Genomic DNA, 18,171 nt, shown 5'->3' on the forward strand with positions numbered 1-18,171 from the left:
ATTGATTCGTTAGTGGCCGTCTGGCGGCCGGATGGACAGTGTGATGCCGCCGCTTAAGCAGCCACATGACAGTGTTCACCAAAAAAAGGGCCCGGTAAGCACCGGGCCTCGCAAGGACAGACAGGAACCAACAACGGGGGCAGGTGGAGCCACACCCCCGCTGTGCTATCAGGCAAATGCCTGAATACCGGTCTGGGCGCGGCCCAGAATCAGGGCATGCACATCGTGCGTGCCTTCATAGGTGTTGACGGCTTCCAGGTTCATCACGTGGCGGATGACATGGAATTCGTCGGCAATACCGTTACCGCCGTGCATATCGCGGGCGATGCGGGCGATGTCCAGCGACTTGCCGCAGTTGTTGCGCTTGATCAGCGAAATCATTTCCGGCGCAGCCTTGCCTTCGTCCAGCAAGCGGCCGACGCGGATGGCGGCCTGCAGGCCCAGCGCGATTTCGGTCTGCATATTGGCCAGCTTCAGCTGGATCAGCTGGGTGGCGGCCAGCGGTCGGCCAAACTGCTTGCGGTCCAGCGTGTACTGGCGTGCAGCGTGCCAGCAGAATTCGGCGGCACCCATGGCGCCCCAGGCGATGCCGTAGCGGGCCTTGTTCAGGCAGCCGAACGGGCCTTTCAGGCCTTTCACACCCGGCAGGATGGCGTCTTCCGGCACCAGCACTTCGTCCATCACGATTTCACCGGTGATGGAGGCGCGCAGGCTGAACTTGCCGTGAATCTTGGGAGCGGACAGGCCCTTCATGCCTTTTTCCAGCACGAAGCCGCGGATTTCACCTTCGTCATCCTTGGCCCACACCACGAATACATCAGCCACCGGGCTGTTGGTGATCCACATCTTGCTGCCGGACAGGACATAACCGCCGTCCACCTTACGGGCGCGGGTTTTCATGCCGGCCGGGTCGGAACCGGCATCCGGTTCGGTCAGGCCGAAACAGCCCACCCATTCGCCGGTGGCCAGCTTGGGCAGGTATTTGTCTTTCTGTGCTTCCGAGCCGTAGGCCCAGATCGGGTGCATCACCAGGCTGGACTGCACGCTCATGGCCGAGCGGTAGCCGGAGTCGACGCGTTCCACTTCACGCGCCACCAGGCCGTAGGCCACGTGGCTGAGGCCGGCACAGCCGTAGCCGTCGATGGTGCAACCCAGCAGGCCCAGTTCGCCCATCTCGCTCATGATTTCTCGGTCGAAGCGTTCTTCACGGTTGGCCGTCAGCACGCGCGGCAGCAGGCGGTCCTGACAGTAGGCTTCGGCAGTCTGCTGGACCAGGCGCTCTTCTTCGGTCAGCTGGTCGGCCAGCAGGAAGGGATCTTCCCAGGCAAAGGGTGCGCGGCTGTTGGATGCGGCCATCGAGAGTTCTCCTTGATTAGCTTGTTCCGCATTGCGGAATTGCGTTTTACATTGCAGAATAGACTAGCAACTCCAAAATCGGCTGTAAAGCGTTTTCTTTTACCGGCGTCGCAAGCAGGCTATCCTTGCCGCTCGCGCCAGACAGCCCGGAGGGAAAATCCTGGCCATCCATACAGAATCGAGGAATGCAATGCAGGAAGAAGATGACAAGGACCGACTGTTCGTCACCGCGCTGGCGCGTGGCCTGCAGGTGATGGCCGCGTTCCGGCCTGGGGAGTCGGCACTGTCCAATCTGGAAATTGCCAAGCGCACCGGGCTGCCCAAGTCCACGGTATCGCGGCTGACCTACACCCTGACCACGCTGGGCTATCTGTCCCAGGACGAACACAGCGGCTTCTACCGCTTGGGCGTAGCCTTGCTGGCACTGGGTTCGGTAGTACTGGCCAGCTACGACATCCGCCAGGTGGCCGGGCCGCTGATGCGGGAATTTGCGCTGGAGAACAATGTTTCCATCAGTCTGGCCATGCGCGACGGCACCGACATGGTTTATCTGGAAACCTACCGCAGCCAGTCGCGTGTCAGTGTGCAACTGACCGTGGGCTCGCGCGTGCCCATTGCCACTACCGCCATCGGCCGGGCTTTTTATGCCGGGCTGCCGGTAAATGTGCGCCAGCAACTGGATGGAGAGCTAGCCACGCGTTATGGCGAGCGCTGGCCGGAGCTGCAGCAACGGCTGCAACAGGCGATGGAGGAATACCAGCGCTGTGGCTACTCTGCGTCATTCGGGGAGTACGAGCCGGACGTGATGGCCGTGGGCGTACACCTGCCCTCGCCCACTCCCGGCCAGCCGCCGATGAGCCTGAACGCCAGTGGCCCGGCCTTTGCCTTCAGCGCCGAGGTGATGCAACAGCAAGTGGCACCTGCGCTGATTGCCTTGCGCCAGCGCATCGTGCCGGTGGCCTGATGCTTGACGCGAAATGCAAAAAGCCCGCTTGTGCGGGCTTTTTTGCATCATGCATGACTTCAGGCGCTCTGGATGTAATGCACCAGCTGGTTGATGACCTGCTCCTGCTCCTTGATGGTGGCGTGAACCAGATCGCCAATCGACAGCATGCCCAGCACCGTGTTGCCTTCCAGCACCGGCAGGTGGCGGATATGCTTTTCGGTCATCAGCGCCATGCATTGGTCGGAATTCTGTTCCGGTGTGACATACACCACCTTGCTGGTCATGATCTCGCGGATGCGGGTGCCAGCAGAAGTGCGCCCCTGCAGCACAATGCGACGCGCATAGTCCCGTTCGGAGAAAATGCCGACCACTTCGCCGCCCTCCATCACCAGCACCGCGCCGATATCATGTTCTGCCATCACCTGTAATGCCTGAAATACGGTACTTTCCGGCGTAACGGTAACCAGTACCCGCCCGGACTTTTGCTCCAGCAACTGTCTGACTGTCTGCATTGCACCCTCCTCATCGGCCAAGAGAACCTGAAACAGGCTGTTTCAATACTATAGAACAAGTTTGATTAACAACATGGCTGACGGCAGGACAAGAAAAAGGCCGGCGGGCATGACGCCCCCGGCCTGGTCAATTCGAAGCAGTGGTTCAGCTGGCGCGAATCATGGTGCCCACGCCGTCATCGGTCATGATTTCCAGCAGCAGTGCATGCGGTACGCGACCATCAATGATGTGTACGGTATTCACGCCGCTGCGGGCGGCATCCAGCGCCGAGCTGATCTTGGGCAGCATGCCGCCGTGGATGGTGCCATCGGCAAACAGGGCATCCACTTGCTGGGCGGACAGGCCGGTCAGCAGCTTGCCTGCCTTGTCCAGCACGCCGGGAGTATTAGTCATCAGGATCAGCTTTTCGGCGTTCAGGGTTTCCGCCAGCTTGCCCGCCACCAGATCAGCATTGATGTTGTAGGCTTCGCCATTGGCACCCACACCGATAGGCGCCACTACCGGGATGAAGTCCTGGCGGTCCAGCAAGGACACCAGCGACGGGTCGATGCTGGAGATTTCACCAACCTGGCCGATGTCGATCTTTTCATCGCTCTCATCGCTGAGGAACATCTTTTCCGCACGGATGAAGTGGCCGTCCTTGCCGGTCAGGCCAACAGCCTTGCCACCATGGGTGTTGATCAGCGAGACGATTTCCTTGTTCACCAGGCCGCCCAGCACCATTTCCACCACGTCCATGGTTTCCTGGTCGGTCACGCGCATACCCTGGATGAACTTGCCTTCCTTGCCGACACGCTCCAGCAGCTCGTTGATTTGCGGGCCACCGCCATGCACCACCACCGGATTGATGCCCACCAGCTTGAGCAACACGATGTCCTTGGCAAAGCCTTCCTTGAGCGCATCGTCGGTCATGGCATTGCCACCGTACTTGATCACGATGGTCTTGCCGGAAAAACGGCGGATATACGGCAGGGCCTCGGCGAGAACCAACGCTTTTTCAGCGGCATTTACAGACACAACGATCTCCTTCTGCAGGGTGAAGGCCGGAAGCGCTCCGGCCATGGGCGACAATGTGTTGCATTCTAATCAATCAAGCTACTGAACACTGATTTATTAATTGTATTGGCCACTGCTTTGCACTACATTGCACAGCATTAATGAACAGGCATTCAGATAAATCCATGACAGAAAACTGCCCAATCGCCCGCTGGCGCAGAAAAAAGGAAGCCCGACCGGCCGAAATTCTGGACGCAGCACTGATCCAGTTTGTCGAAAAAGGCTATCGCGCCACCAAAATGGAAGACATCGCGCGGGCTGCCGGTGTGACCAAGGGCACGCCTTATCTTTACTTTCAGAACAAGGAAGAGATTTTCAAGGCCATCGCCCGTGGCACCATTGTGGCCAATCTGCAGCAGCTGGCGCAGGTAGCGGCCGACTTCCAGGGCAGTACCAGCGAACTGCTTCATCACATGATAGAGCACTGGTGGCAGGAGGTTGGCTCTGCGCCATCCGCCGGCCTGTGCAAGTTGATGATTGCCGAGGCGGCCAACTTCCCGGAACTTGCACAGTTCTACTTTGAAGAAGTGATTGCCCCCAGCAACCAGATGCTCAGCACGGTGCTGGAGCGCGGCATCGCCAGCGGCGAATTCCGCCAGGTACCGCTGGTACACACGGTAGATGCCCTGCTGGCCCCCCTGCTGACCACCATGATTTTCAACCACTCCTTCGCCCAGCTGCCCGGCTGCTGCATCGGCTCCACCAAGGACCCGCTCGGCTTCCTCAAGGATGCACTCGATCTGGTACTGCACGGCCTGAAAAAGAACTGACAGGAATACTGCCAATGTCCATTCCCTTCCGACTCGCCGGCCTTGTGGCACTCACCCTGCTGCTGAGCGCTTGCCAACAACCCGACAACAGCGTGGAAGAAATCCGCCCGGTGCGCGTGACCACGGCCGGTACCCTTGGCAACACGCCAAGCGATAGCTTTGCCGGGCAGATTCGCGCCCGCACCGAAACCGACCTTGCCTTCCGCATTGGCGGCAAGATGGTCGCAAAACTGGTGAACAGCGGCGAACACGTGAAAAAAGGCCAGGTTCTGGCGCGTCTCGACCCCAACGACACCAGCCTGGATATCAGCGCCAAACAGGCCCAGCTGGCCGCAGCAGAATCCGATCTGGCCCAGCAGCAGTTGAACTTGCAACGTTATCAACAGTTGCTGGCCAAGCAATTCATCAGCCAGGCGCAGGTGGACAGCCAGCAAAATGGCGTCAACGCCGCCCGCGCCAAACGGGATGAAGCCCGTGCCCAACTGGCTGCCAGCCGCAATCAGGGCAGTTATACCCAGCTGCTTGCCGACGCCGACGGCATTGTCAGCCAGATGCTGGCTGAGCCGGGTCAGGTCGTGGCAGCCGGCCAGCCAGTGGCACGACTGGCACACGATGGCGAGCGGGAAGCTGCCATTCAGGTGCCGGAAAACGCCTTGCAACAAGTTCGTCAGCAAAAACAGTTTGTTGTCACCCTGTGGGCTGGCAAGCAGCAGTTCGAGGGCAGCTTGCGTGAGCTGGCCGGTGATGCCGACCCGGCCACCCGCACCTACGCCGCCCGTATCAGCCTGCCCCATGCCAGCGCACTGGCACTGGGCCAGACCGTTACCGTCACCCTGAGCGGCAATGGCGCAAGCCAGAGCCAAAGCCTGCGCCTGCCGCTGACGGCCCTGCTGGACGAGCAGGGCAAGCATTATGTGTGGGTGGTGGATGACAAGACCTTGCGCGTCAGCCGTCGGGCAGTCAGCGTACAAAGCATTGACAGTCAGAGCGTCACCCTGCAGGGCGGGGTACGGCCGGGTGAAAAAGTGGTCAGCGCCGGGGTGCACCTGCTGCACGACCAGCAGCGCGTCACCTTGCTGCAAGGTGCCCTGTAAATGAAAAAACTCAATCTGTCGGAATGGGCGCTGCGTCATCAGGCGCTGGTGCTGTACTTCATGGTGATGCTGATGGTATCGGGCCTGTGGGCCTATACCCAGCTGGGGCAGAAGGAAGACCCCGAATTCACCTTCAAGGCCATGCTGGTACAAACCTATTGGCCGGGTGCCAAGGCCGTGGAAGTGGAACAGCAGATCAGCGACCGGCTGGAAGAAAAACTGCAGGAAATGCCGGAAATCAAGTACGTGCAAAGTTACAGCAAGCCGGGCGAATCCCTGCTGCTTGTCACCCTGCGCGAGGACGTCCCGGCAAAAAATGTGCAGTCACTGTGGTATCAGGTGCGCAAAAAGCTGGGCGATGTACGCCACAACCTGCCAGCCACCACCCAGGGGCCATTCTTCAATGACGAATTCGGCGATACCTTCGGCAACATCTATGCCTTTACCGGTGACGGTTTCACGGCGGAAGAACTGCGTCGCTACGTAGACCAGGCCAAGGAGGAAATCCTGCGGGTGCCGGATGTCGCCAAGGTCAGTCTGGTCGGCGAGCAGAGCGAGAACATCTATATCGACCTGTCCAGCAGCAAGCTTGCCTCGCTGGGCCTGGACACCAGCACCATCTGGAGCGCCCTGCAACAGCAAAACGCCATGATGCCGGCCGGTACCTACGAAACCGCCAGCGACCGCATCTGGGTGCGTCCGACCGGCAATTTCAGCACGGTGGAGTCCGTCGCCAACACGCCCGTCATTGCCAATGGCAAGAACCTGCGCCTGGGCGACATCGCGCAGATTCATCGCGGTTTTGTCGACCCGCCCAGCTTCCGCATGCGCTTCAATGGCCAGCCTGCGCTGGGCCTGGCCATCACCATGAAAAGCGGCGGTGATGTCTTGCAACTGGGCGAGCACCTGGATACCACGCTCAAGCAGATCCAGTCCAAGCTGCCGGTGGGCATCGAGATTCATGCGGTTTCCGATCAGCCCAAGGTGGTGAAGGGTGCGGTCAGCGAATTCATGCGCTCGCTGATTGAAGCCGTGCTGATTGTGCTGGCGGTCAGCTTCTTCAGCCTGGGCCTGCGCACCGGCGTGGTGGTGGCGCTGTCGATTCCGCTGGTACTGGCCATGACCTTTCTCGCCATGTACTTCTTCAAGCTGGACTTGCAGCGCATTTCGCTGGGCTCGCTCATCATCGCACTGGGCCTGCTGGTGGATGATGCCATCATCGCGGTGGAAATGATGGCGCTGAAGCTGGAACAGGGCTGGAACAAATTCCAGGCCGCAACCTATGCCTACACCAGCACCGCTTTCCCCATGCTGACCGGCACGCTGATTACCGCCGCCACCTTCCTGCCGGTGGGGCTGGCCAAATCCGACGCGGGCGAATACGTGTTCAGTCTGTTCGCGGTGGTGGGGCTCGCCCTCATCCTGTCCTGGATTGTCGCGGTGGTGTTCACCCCCTTCCTCGGCTACAAGTTGCTGCCGGAACAAAGCACGCATCACCAGCAGCATGACGTCTATCACAAGCCGTTCTATCTGCGCTTCCGCGCGGTGCTGGAATGGTGCCTGCACTACCGCAAGACGGTGATTGCTATCACGCTGGGCGTGTTCATCCTGTCCTTGCTGGCTTTCCGCCTGCTGGTGGCACAGCAGTTTTTCCCTTCCTCCAACCGGCCGGAGCTGATGGTGGACCTGTGGCTGCCACGCGGTGCCAGCTATGCGGCGACCGAAGGCGAAGTGAAAAAACTGGAAGCGCTGATACGCCAGGACAAGAATGTACGCAGCGTCACCAGCTATGTCGGCAGCGGCAGCCCGCGCTTTTACCTGCCGCTGGATCAGCAGCAACAGCACCTGAACTACGCCCAGCTGATGGTGATGACCGGTGACGAACATGTGCGCGAACTGGTGAAAAGCCGTATCGAGCAGATTTTCGATCACGACTTCCCGCTGGTGCGCGGCCGCGTCACCCGACTGGAAAACGGCCCGCCGGTCGGCTACCCGGTGCAGTTCCGCGTGATGGGACCGGACCACGACAAGATCCGCACCATTGCCGCCGAAGTGGAAAAACGGGTACGTGCCAACCCGGCCACCCGCCACGTCAACATCAACTGGGGTGAACAGCTGAAGGCGCTGCGCATCACGCTGGATCAGGACAAGATCCGCCTGCTGGGCATCAACAGCCAGTCGCTGTCCCAGCAGCTGCAAATGCTGATTTCCGGTGCCACCGTCACCGACTACCGCGACGGTAACCGCACCGTCGGCATCGTGGCGCGGCTGAACAAGCAGGAGCAGAGCGATGTGGCGGCACTGGGCAATTTGCAAGTGCAAACTGCCAGCGGTCGCTTTGTGCCGGTGTCGCAACTGGGCAAGATCGACTATCAGCCGGAGGAATCCATCATCTGGCGGCGCAACCGTCTGCCTACCATCACGGTCAACGCGGATGTCGCCGACGGTGTGCAGGGCGATGACGTCTCCACCGCGTTGTGGCCGCAAATGCAGCAGCTGGAGGCAAGCCTGCCCCTGGGCTATCACATCGAACTGGGCGGCTCGCTGGAGTCCAGCAGCAATTCGCAAACCGCCATTGCGGCAGTCGCTCCCTTCATGATCGTGGTGGTGCTCACCCTCTTGATGCTGCAATTGCACAGCTTCCAGCGCACCTTGATGGTATTGCTGACTGCACCGCTGGGCATGATAGGCGTCACGCTCACCCTGATCCTGTTCCAGGCACCGTTCGGCTTTGTCGCCATGCTGGGGGTGATTGCCCTGTCCGGCATGATCATGCGTAACTCGGTAATCCTGGTGGATCAGATCGAACATGACATCAGCGAAGGCATAGACCGTCACGAAGCCATCATCGGCTCGACGATCCGGCGTTTCCGCCCCATCATGCTTACCGCACTGGCGGCCATCCTGGCCATGATTCCGCTCACCCGCAGCACCTTCTGGGGGCCGATGGCGGTGGCCATCATGGGCGGACTGCTGGTGGCCACGGTACTGACCCTGCTGTTCCTGCCTGCCCTGTACGCCCAGTGGTTCAAGGTGGACCGTCCGCAAAAGAGAACAACATGAAACATCTTGTCCGCTTCACCCCGCTGCTGCCTGCGCTGGCCCTGCTGCTGGCCAGCCCCGCCACCCTTGCCTTCGACCTGAGCGAGGCCTGGCAGGCGGCCCGCAGTTACAACAGCGACTACGCCGGCTCACGCGCCGACCTGACTGCCGGGCGCGAACTGGCTGTGCAGGGCCGCGCCCAGTTACTGCCGCAAGTGGCCCTCACCGGCAGCTACAGCCACACCAACCCCACACAGCCGGCCGGACAGGCCAGCTACGACAGTTCCGGTTATGGCGTCCAGCTGGCGCAGCCCCTGTTTGATGTCAGCAAATACAGTGCTTACCAGAAGGGAAAGATCGCCAGCCAGCAGGCAGATACCAGCTTTGGTGCTGCCGAACAGCAACTGATGGTGGAAATTGCCCGCGCTTACTTCGACGTGCTACTGGCCGAAGACACCCTGACTGCCACCCGTGCCAGCAAGAAGGCGTACCAGACCCAGCTGCAGCAGGCAAAAGCCGCCTTCGATCTGGGCACCGCCACCATTATTGACACCCACGAAGCCCAGGCCGGCTTTGATGCTGCCAGCGCCAGGGAAATCGTGGCGCTCAACCAGCAGGAAATCAGCCAGAACAACCTGCGCCGGCTCACCGGGCTGGACCCACGCGCCATCCAGCCACTGCAAGCGCAGCTCCCTCCTCCCCCGACCGGCGATCTGCAGAGCTGGCTGGAAGTGGCCACGCACAACAGCCTGGCGCTGCGCGCAGCCGAACAGGGCTTGCAATATGCCAGCCAGACCGTCACCGAAAAGCGCGGCAACCAGTTACCTGTCGTGGCGCTGAATGCCGGTTACAACGACAACCGCAGCAACCAGAACGGCGCACTGCCGGTCACCCGCGGCAGCAGCATCGGCGTGTCGGTCAGCCTGCCGCTGTTTGCCGGTGGCGGCATCAACTCGCAAATCCGCGAAGCACTGGCCAAGGAGGAGTCCGCCCGTGACAAGCTGGAATCCACCCGCCGCCAGTTGCGCGAGGATGTACGCAAAAGCTGGCTGGGTGTGACCAATGGCGCCGCCCTGGTAAGGGCGCAACAACAGCTGCTGGTTTCGGCCAAAAGCAAGGTGGACTCCACCAAGCTGGGCAAGGAAGTCGGCATCCGTACCAATCTGGATGTGCTGCAGGCCGAGCAGTCTTACTACGATGCCATGACCAGCCTGGCCACCGCCAAGTACGACTACCTCACTGCCCGCCTGCAACTGGAGCAAGTGGCAGGCACCCTGGATGAAGGCCGGCTGCAGATAGTCAACGCGGCGATTCGACATTAGACAACTTGCCATTTGTGATCAAATAGGGCTACTGTTTGCGCAGCAGCCCTTTTTTCATGGTGTGCTTGTCTTGCAACAAGTGTTTAACTTTTTGATGCAGGTGTAGCTTTTTGCTAAACACCTGATTAGAATCAAACCACTCTGGAAAACGCCAGAATCTGGCCCAGCCAACTGGTTGACACTGATAAAAGCATCGCCAAATGCCATAGGTGCTCCAGCATTCATGTTCAGGACAATGCCACCAGGCACCCCAATCTTTAGGAGAGATGGAATGAGCAACAAAGATCTGATGCAACGCAAGGCCGATGCAACCCCGCGCGGCGTGGGCGTAATGTGTACTTTCTTTGCCGACAAGGCCAAGAACGCCGAAGTATGGGATGTTGAAGGCAATCGTTACATCGACTTTGCTGGTGGTATCGGCGTACTGAATACCGGCCATCTGCATGCCAAGGTACAGGCTGCCGTAGCCGAACAACTGAACAAGTTCAGCCACACCTGCTATCAGGTTGTGCCTTACGAATCCTACGTTACCGTGGCCGAAAAGCTGAACAAGCTGAGCCCCGGCAACTTCGCCAAGAAAGCCGCCTTTTTCAGCACTGGTGCTGAAGCTGTCGAGAACGCCATCAAGGTGGCACGCGCTGCCACCGGTCGCCCGGGTGTGATCGCATTTGGCGGTGCCTTCCACGGCCGCACCATGCTGGGCATGGCACTGACCGGCAAGGTTGCCCCGTACAAAATCGGTTTTGGCCCGTTTGTAGGCGAGATCTACCACGCCGCTTACCCGAACGCCCTGCACGGTGTTTCGGTTGAAGACTCGCTGGCCAGCATCGAAAAACTGTTCAAGTACGACATCGAAGCCAAGCGCGTTGCCGCCATCATCTTCGAACCGGTACAAGGCGAAGGTGGTTTCTACTCCGCACCGGCCGAATGGGTACGTGCCATCCGCAAGCTGTGTGACGACAACGGCATCGTGATGATTGCCGACGAAGTACAAGCCGGCTTCGCCCGTACCGGCAAGCTGTTTGCCATGGAACACTTCGACGTTGCCGCCGACCTGACCACCATGGCCAAGTCGCTGGCCGGTGGTTTCCCGCTGGCTGCGCTGGTAGGCAAGGCCGAACTGATGGACGCACCGGCACCGGGCGGCCTGGGTGGTACTTATGCCGGTAGCCCACTGGGCCTGGCTGCTGCCAATGCCGTGATCGATGTGATTCAGGAAGAAAACCTGCTGGAACGTTCCAACAAGCTGGGCGACCTGCTGAAGGAAAAACTGCACAGCCTGAAGAAGGACATCCCGCAGATCGCCGACATCCGTGGCCTGGGTGCCATGGTGGCTGTTGAATTCAACAAGCCGGGCACTCACGAGCCGGATGCCGAATTCACCAAGAAGGTACAGACCAAGGCGCTGGAATCCGGCCTGATCCTGCTGACTTGCGGCGTGTACTACAACGTGGTTCGCTTCCTGTTCCCGCTGACCATCGAAGACGAAGTGTTCGCCGAAGCGCTGGCCAAGCTGGAAGCAGCCCTGAAGGCCTGATCCGTCACGGACTGATGATGACGGCCAATCCCGGCAACGGGGTTGCGTCTGCACACACACCATCCTCCACCCATTCTGGAGAGACACATGCTGAATCTGAAAGACCCTTCCCTGCTCAAGCAGCAGTGCTACATCAACGGCCAATGGCTGGATGCTGACAACGGCGAGACCATTCCGGTCACCAACCCGGCCACCGGCGAAGTGATTGCCACCGTACCGAAAATGGGCAAGGCCGAAGCCGAGCGCGCTGTAGCCGGTGCCGCCGAAGCCTTCAAGAGCTGGAAAAAGAAATCTGCCAAAGAGCGCTCTGTCATCCTGCGCCGCTGGTTTGAACTGATGATGGCCAACCAGGACGACCTGGCCGTCATCCTCACCAGCGAACAAGGCAAGCCGCTGGCCGAAGCCAAGGGCGAAATCGCTTACGGCGCTTCCTATATCGAATGGTATGGCGAAGAAGCCAAGCGCCTGTATGGCGACACCATTCCGGCACCGGCATCCGACCGTCGCATTCTGGTCACCAAGGAGCCGATCGGCGTTACCGCAGCCATCACGCCGTGGAACTTCCCCAACGCCATGATCACCCGCAAGGCAGCCCCGGCGCTGGCCGCTGGCTGCCCGATGGTGGTACGTCCGGCCAGCCAGACTCCGCTGTCCGCCCTGGCCATTGCCGTACTGGCCGAACGTGCCGGCATTCCGGCTGGCGTGTTCTCGGTACTGACCGGCAGCTCCAGCGAAATCGGTGCCGTACTGACCGGTAGCGACACCGTGAAGAAGTTCTCCTTCACCGGCTCCACCGAAGTAGGTCGCAAGCTGATTGCCCAATGTGCCGACACCGTCAAGAAAGTGTCGATGGAACTGGGCGGCAACGCACCGTTCATCGTGTTTGACGATGCCGATCTGGATGCCGCCGTGGAAGGCGCCATGATTTCCAAGTACCGCAATGCCGGCCAGACCTGCGTCTGCGCCAACCGCATTCTGGTACAGGACGGCGTGTACGATGCCTTCGCTGAAAAGTTTGCCGCTGCCGTAGCCAAGCTGAACGTGGGCAATGGCCTGGAAGCCGGTATCACCCAAGGCCCGATGATCGACCAGAACGCCGTGGCCAAGGTGGAAGAGCACATTGCCGATGCGCTGGCCAAGGGTGGCAAGCTGATCGCCGGTGGCAAGCGCCACGCGCTGGGCCACAGCTTCTTCGAACCGACCGTAATCACTGGCGTGACCCCGGCCATGAAGGTGGCCAAGGAAGAAACCTTCGGCCCGCTGGCTCCGGTATTCCGCTTCAAGACCGAAGAAGAAGCCATCCAGATGGCCAACGACACCGAGTTCGGCCTGGCCAGCTACTTCTACGCCCGTGACGTGGGTCGTATCTTCCGCGTTTCCGAAGGCCTGGAATACGGCATGGTTGCCGTCAACAGCGGCCTGCTGTCCAACGAAGCAGCACCGTTCGGTGGCGTGAAGCAATCCGGCCTCGGCCGTGAAGGCAGCAAGTACGGTATTGAAGACTACCTGGAAATCAAATACGTACTGCTGGGTGGCCTGGACAAATAAGTCCGGCTCCCGCCAAGCAAAAAGCCCGCATCAGCGGGCTTTTTGCTTATGGTGCCAGCACAGATCAATGCAGCTTGACGATGGTTTCCGACAGCGGGATATCAGCCTCGCGCAGGCAGTCACACAGGTCTTTCCAGCCAGCATCCTTGTCCGGCGCCACATCCGGCACCAGCAGCCAGGGCGAACGTGCCAGCAGCTCATCCTTGCCCTGCAGCTTCAGCCCTACTTCGTAACCCTGCATTTCCGGCTGGTATTCCGCCACGGCTTCCAGCTCCTGCAGCCCGCCCACCTTGCTGGCAATCAAGGCCACTGTGAGGCCCAGGCGCTTGCGGTTCCAGGCCCGTACACCGGCGGACAAGGCCTCCCACCATGGCAGCGGGGCAAACAGTTCGGCCTCGCCATATTCCATCTCGGCACCAATGGCCTGCTGCACCAACGGCATCACCGCATCCAGTGCCTTGCGCGACAGCTGTCTTGCCTGGTCAATCGGCAAGGCACCACGCTCCACCAGGAAGGGCAGCCAGGAAATCACCAGTTGCGGATCCTGCGTCTTGCGCGCGGCCTCGTAAGTGGCACGTGAAGAGGCCGGGTCCAGCGGGGCAAAGTCACAACCGGCATCCATCACGCTGGCCAGATGCATCAGGTTCTGACAAGCACGCTCATTGAGCATGTCGACGGTAAACAGGGTGGGAGATATCCACAGGATGGCCTTTTCCGGTACATCCAGCGCATCCGCCAGCGGGGTTTCCAGCCGCTCCAGCAAGGGAAAATGCCACCACACACCACCTTGCGCACGCGAGAAGGCAAAGGGCAGTGCCCATAATTCGAAAGACACCACAGAGCCGTCTGCACGCACCACTTCGGGAAAGGCAATGGCATCCCGCGCACTGTTCACCAGCAAGGCACGCGCTGCCGGTTCCGCCAGCAAGGAAAGCTGGGCTTCGGTGAACACGGCCTGGTCACCGCCCATCAAGGCCTGCTGCACCTGGGCGGCAAAACCGGCACGATGCATGGGATCAAGGGCGGCGGCACGGGCTGCATCACGCAGCGTGCGAATGGCAAGGCTACGCTCAGCAGGTGGCAGCGGCTCGGTCGGCCCCTGGCGCATTTCACGCGGGCGCGGGCCAACCTCACGCTCGGCATAGGCTTCATGCAGGCGCTGATAAGTGCTCATGGCTTCATCGCAGATTGCCTGCAAGCGCGCCGCCGTCGGCACCTCGGCACTGAAGACAAAATCAAACAGCCGCAAACCGCGATTGCAGACATAAACACTCTGGTTGGCGACCGGATCAAACAGCAGGTCGCTGGCGAAGGCTTCGGTATCGCGACCGGCAAACTCGGTAAAATCATTGCCAACCAGGCGGCAAACAAAGGCGGGGGCTGCGGTGTGGATCAGATATTCGGTGGCCTCCAGGCCTGACGCGTCCACGGCATCGCCAAAGATGAAACGGTTAGGCGGCTGCGGCTCACCCTTGATACGGGCATTACGGGGATGCGGAGTCATCGATCAACCAAAAAAATCTGCAAAAACATCCCATTGTACCCGCCACCCCCATGTGGCGAAACCGCTGCAATGCGAAATGCCCTAGTTGCCTGTTACGCCACCGTTACGCCAGTCGGACATCAACCGGGACAAGGCCAGTCGCTGCCGGCCGACCGCATCAAAGTTTTCCGGTGCCAGCCATTGCTCCAGCGCCTGGCGTACCGCCGGCCATTCGCTATCCAGGATCGAATACCAGGCGGTATCCCGATTACGCCCCTTGATCACCATGGACTGGCGGAACAGTCCTTCAAACAGAAAGCCCAGCCGCTCTGCCGCCCGGCGCGATGGCAGGTTCAGAGCATTGCACTTCCATTCATAACGGCGGTAACCCAGTTCGAAAGCATGACGCATCATCAGGTACATGGCCTCGGTGGCAGCAGGTTTCTGCTGCAACAGGGGCGAATAGTTAAGATGCCCGACTTCAATCACCCCGTTGGCCGCATCGATGCGCAGATAGCTGGCCAGACCCACCGGCTGGCCGCTGGCAGCGTCGATGATGGTATAAAACTGCGGATCGCTCAGACCTTCCATTCCCCTCAACCAGGCGGTGTAGTCGGTGAGACTGGCAAACGGTCCGTAGCCAAGATAAGTCCAGTTCGCCTCCGCGCCATCTTCTTGCATGGCGGCATACAGCCCTGCAGCATGCTGCGCCACCGACAAAGGCTCCACACGGCAATACTGCCCGTGCATGACCACCGGCTGCGGCACCGGGCAAGCCTGCCACTCGGGCAAGGCCACACCATGTAACTGGCCGTACTGGTTCACTTCACCCTGCGCCAGGCGTTGCGCAATGAATTCCTCAGACATACTGCCTCCTAACACGCACACTGAATGGCAGACCCGGCAGTCGCATGGCTACCTGCCGTGGCAAAACCATCGCGCTTCCACCAGTCCAGCCCACCCTGCAGCTCCTTCACCCGGAAACCCAGCTGCAACAGCTTGATGGCACCATTGGTGGAGCCATTGCAACCAATGCCATCACAAAATGGCACCAGCAGTGCATCCCGAGGTAATGCGGCCGTGGTTTCCGCATTCATGGTGCGGTGTGGCAGGGACAAGGCACCGGGAATGCTTTCACGCTCGAATGCGGCGGTGGCACGCGTATCAATCAGAATCAGTTTCTCGCCCGCTTCCAGCGCCGCCTTGACATCGGCAGCATCAATTTCATAGGCCAGCTTGGCCTGGTAGAACTCCAGCTGAGTCATTGGCTTCTCCTTGCTTGCTGTATTTGCAATAGCAGCAGATTACGGGCAAATTGATTCCTTCAAAAGAACCACTCTTTGTACCAGCGAAGGAACCACTTCATTCATGCATGCCGACTGGATCATCGACTATCTGCAAGGACAGCTGCAGCGGCAAGGGCAATCAACGCTATCACAGCAGGTGTACAAGCTGCTGCGCGAAGCCATTGCCCGGCAGCAGCTTGTCGCTGACACGGCACTGCCCGCCAGTCGCATGCTGGCGCAGGCCTTGCAGATCGGTCGCAATACTGTGCTGGCAGCCTACGATCAATTACTGGCCGAAGGCTATCTTTACAGCCGGCCAGGGGCCGGGACCTTTGTCAGCCCGGCCTTCAGCAGTCTGGGTCAACCCACGGCAACAGCACGCGGGCATGCCGGCCTGTCACAACGGGGGCAGGCACTATCCGAGCAATACCGGCTGCCCACCGGCCTGACCGGAGCCTTTGCTCCCGGCTTGCCGGAGTTGCGCCAATTCCCGCATGCCGTCTGGCAGCGACTGCAGCATCAGCATAACCGCCTGGCACCGTCGCACTGGTGGCACTACCAGCAAGAAGGCGGTCTGCCAGCCCTGCGCCAGGCCATATGCACCTATTTGCAGCTATCACGCTCGGTGCACTGCCAGCCTGAGCAGATTCTGGTGGTGCAAGGTGCGCAGCAAGCGCTGGAACTGACCGCACGACTGCTTGCCGACCCGGCTGACCAGGCCTGGATGGAGGATCCGGGTTACGCCGGGGCACAGGCAGCCATGCAGGCAGCCGGTTTGCACATCATCCCGGTGCCGGTCGACAGTGAAGGGCTGAATCCCGCTGCCGCACCGCCAGATAGCCGGCCGCGGCTGGTTTACATCACGCCATCACACCAGTACCCCAGTGGCGTTGTCATGTCCCTCGCCCGCCGCCTGGAACTGCTGCAACGTGCAGAGGCCGATAACAGCTGGATCATCGAAGACGACTACGACAGCGAATTCCGTTACGATGCCCAGCCCATCGCCTCGCTGCAGGGGCTGGCGGACAGCGCACGGGTCATCTACATCGGCACCTTCAGCAAAGTCATGTTTCCTGCCATGCGATTGGCTTATCTGGTCATCCCACCCGCGCTGGTCGATGCCTTCCGCTCAGCCTACGCCCGTCTGTATCGTGAGGGCTGCTATGCCCATCAGGCTGCGCTGGCCGACTTCATCGAGCAGGGGCATTTTGCCCGCCACATCCGCCGCATGCGCGACTTGTACCGGATACGCCAGCAATTGCTGCGCAGCACATTACAGCAGGCCGTGGGAGATGCCGTTCCCCTCTCATCCGGCCAGGCCGGCATGCACCTGGTGGCAAGTCTTCCTCCCACGATCAATGACCAGCAGCTCAGTCAGCAAGCAGCACGAGAGCAATTATGGCTGCGCCCGCTGTCACGCCATTTTCTGGGTGCACAACAGCGTAACGGGCTGGTCCTTGGCTATGCCGGGGTCGAAGAAAATGACATTCGCCGGTCGGCATTGCGACTGGCCCAACTGGTGGAGCCCTTATTGTGAGTACCAACAAACCCGCATTACTGATCAGCGCCTGTCTTCTGGGCGAAGCTGTTCGCTACGATGGTCAGGCAAAAGGACAAGCACCAGACCAACTGGCTGCATTGGCTGAGCGTTTCCGGCTGATTCCTACCTGCCCGGAATGCGCCGGAGGACTGCCCATTCCCCGCCCGGCTGCAGAAATCAGTGGCGGAGATGGTTCCGACGTATGGCAAGGCAAGGCAAAGGTCGTGACTGCTGATGGCCAGGACCTCACCACGGCCTTTACCAATGGCGCAGAGCACAGCCTGGGACTGGCGCAACAGCATGGCTGTCAACTCGCCTTACTCAAGGCCAATAGCCCGTCTTGCGGCAACCGGCACATCTATGACGGCAGCTTCACAGGTCAGCTACAGCCTGGCGAAGGCGTAAGCAGCAGCCTGCTACGTCAGCACACTATCCGGATATTCAATGAGGAAGAAATCAGCAGCTTGCTGGAGCTTGCCGCTCGAAAGACATGATCTTGCATCAGAAAAATGCAAAAAGCCCGGAACATGATGTCCGGGCTTTTTACTGCCAGCTGGCTGGCGAATGGGGAGTTTGGCGGTGTCCTACTTTCACATGGCGAATGCCACACTATCATCGGCGCTAAGGCGTTTCACGGTCCTGTTCGGGATGGGAAGGCGTGGGACCACCTCGCTATGG

The 18,171-nt window shown here is 60.1% G+C and carries 15 protein-coding genes and 1 rRNA gene; 9 read left to right on the plus strand and 7 right to left on the minus strand.

What is annotated here, in order from left to right:
• Positions 1–168: 168 nt before the first annotated feature.
• Positions 169–1,356: an acyl-CoA dehydrogenase gene (locus AWT75_RS01750; protein WP_062786581.1), complete on the minus strand. Its 1,188-nt coding sequence runs from the start codon at positions 1,354–1,356 to the stop codon at positions 169–171.
• A 190-nt stretch (positions 1,357–1,546) separates the two neighbouring features.
• Here AWT75_RS01750 and AWT75_RS01755 point away from each other — a divergent pair, with 190 nt between their 5' ends.
• Positions 1,547–2,320: an IclR family transcriptional regulator gene (locus AWT75_RS01755; protein ID WP_062786585.1), complete on the plus strand. Its 774-nt coding sequence runs from the start codon at positions 1,547–1,549 to the stop codon at positions 2,318–2,320.
• A 59-nt stretch (positions 2,321–2,379) separates the two neighbouring features.
• Here the strand turns inward: AWT75_RS01755 and AWT75_RS01760 are convergent, their stop codons facing one another.
• Positions 2,380–2,814 (minus strand): CBS domain-containing protein, encoded by a 435-nt coding sequence (locus AWT75_RS01760; protein WP_062786589.1) that lies wholly within the window; start codon positions 2,812–2,814, stop codon positions 2,380–2,382.
• Positions 2,815–2,959: 145 nt separating this feature from the next.
• Entirely contained in the window at positions 2,960–3,832 is an 873-nt protein-coding gene (gene argB / locus AWT75_RS01765; RefSeq protein ID WP_231588865.1) for an acetylglutamate kinase, read from the minus strand.
• 164 nt (positions 3,833–3,996) lie between these two features.
• On the opposite strand from argB, the gene AWT75_RS01770 reads away from it, so the two are divergent.
• The 6 genes from AWT75_RS01770 to AWT75_RS01795 all read left to right on the plus strand — a co-directional run bounded on the left by AWT75_RS01770 (position 3,997) and on the right by AWT75_RS01795 (position 13,184).
• A complete protein-coding gene (locus AWT75_RS01770; protein ID WP_045846772.1) occupies positions 3,997–4,641 on the plus strand; it encodes a TetR/AcrR family transcriptional regulator in 645 nt (214 codons plus the stop codon).
• Between the two features lie 14 nt (positions 4,642–4,655).
• Positions 4,656–5,735: an efflux RND transporter periplasmic adaptor subunit gene (locus AWT75_RS01775; RefSeq protein ID WP_062786594.1), complete on the plus strand. Its 1,080-nt coding sequence runs from the start codon at positions 4,656–4,658 to the stop codon at positions 5,733–5,735.
• Positions 5,736–8,798, plus strand: coding sequence for an efflux RND transporter permease subunit (locus tag AWT75_RS01780; protein WP_062786599.1), 3,063 nt, complete (start codon positions 5,736–5,738; stop codon positions 8,796–8,798). It abuts the gene before it with no gap.
• On the plus strand, positions 8,795–10,099 hold the full coding sequence (locus tag AWT75_RS01785; protein WP_062786603.1) for a TolC family outer membrane protein: 1,305 nt from the start codon (positions 8,795–8,797) through the stop codon (positions 10,097–10,099). The genes AWT75_RS01780 and AWT75_RS01785 overlap by 4 nt, the downstream gene beginning before the upstream one ends.
• Positions 10,100–10,370: 271 nt before the next feature.
• Positions 10,371–11,636, plus strand: a complete 1,266-nt coding sequence (gene gabT / locus AWT75_RS01790) for a 4-aminobutyrate--2-oxoglutarate transaminase (RefSeq protein ID WP_045846768.1) — start codon at positions 10,371–10,373, stop codon at positions 11,634–11,636.
• A gap of 87 nt (positions 11,637–11,723) precedes the next feature.
• On the plus strand, positions 11,724–13,184 hold the full coding sequence (locus AWT75_RS01795; protein ID WP_045846767.1) for an NAD-dependent succinate-semialdehyde dehydrogenase: 1,461 nt from the start codon (positions 11,724–11,726) through the stop codon (positions 13,182–13,184).
• Between the two features lie 64 nt (positions 13,185–13,248).
• On the opposite strand, the gene AWT75_RS01800 is transcribed toward AWT75_RS01795, so the two are convergent.
• From AWT75_RS01800 to AWT75_RS01810, 3 genes are all read right to left on the minus strand, one after another.
• Positions 13,249–14,688 (minus strand): hypothetical protein, encoded by a 1,440-nt coding sequence (locus tag AWT75_RS01800; RefSeq protein WP_062786607.1) that lies wholly within the window; start codon positions 14,686–14,688, stop codon positions 13,249–13,251.
• A gap of 81 nt (positions 14,689–14,769) precedes the next feature.
• Positions 14,770–15,534, minus strand: coding sequence for a GNAT family N-acetyltransferase (locus AWT75_RS01805; RefSeq protein ID WP_062786611.1), 765 nt, complete (start codon positions 15,532–15,534; stop codon positions 14,770–14,772).
• 8 nt (positions 15,535–15,542) lie between these two features.
• A complete protein-coding gene (locus tag AWT75_RS01810; protein WP_062786615.1) occupies positions 15,543–15,932 on the minus strand; it encodes a rhodanese-like domain-containing protein in 390 nt (129 codons plus the stop codon).
• Positions 15,933–16,035: 103 nt separating this feature from the next.
• Here AWT75_RS01810 and pdxR point away from each other — a divergent pair, with 103 nt between their 5' ends.
• Together pdxR and AWT75_RS01820 are read left to right on the plus strand one after the other, a co-directional pair.
• Positions 16,036–17,490, plus strand: a complete 1,455-nt coding sequence (gene pdxR, locus AWT75_RS01815) for a MocR-like pyridoxine biosynthesis transcription factor PdxR (RefSeq protein WP_062786618.1) — start codon at positions 16,036–16,038, stop codon at positions 17,488–17,490.
• The gene (locus AWT75_RS01820) at positions 17,487–17,987 is read left to right on the plus strand and encodes a 2-thiouracil desulfurase family protein (RefSeq protein WP_062786623.1); all 501 of its coding nucleotides are present in this window, start codon (positions 17,487–17,489) and stop codon (positions 17,985–17,987) included. Before pdxR ends, AWT75_RS01820 begins: the two co-directional genes overlap by 4 nt.
• Before the next feature lie 77 nt (positions 17,988–18,064).
• Here the strand turns inward: AWT75_RS01820 and rrf are convergent.
• A 5S ribosomal RNA gene (gene rrf / locus AWT75_RS01825) occupies positions 18,065–18,171 on the minus strand; the annotation flags it as partial.

Source organism: Aquitalea pelogenes, from assembly GCF_001515305.1.
GTDB classification, from domain to species: domain Bacteria; phylum Pseudomonadota; class Gammaproteobacteria; order Burkholderiales; family Chromobacteriaceae; genus Aquitalea; species Aquitalea pelogenes.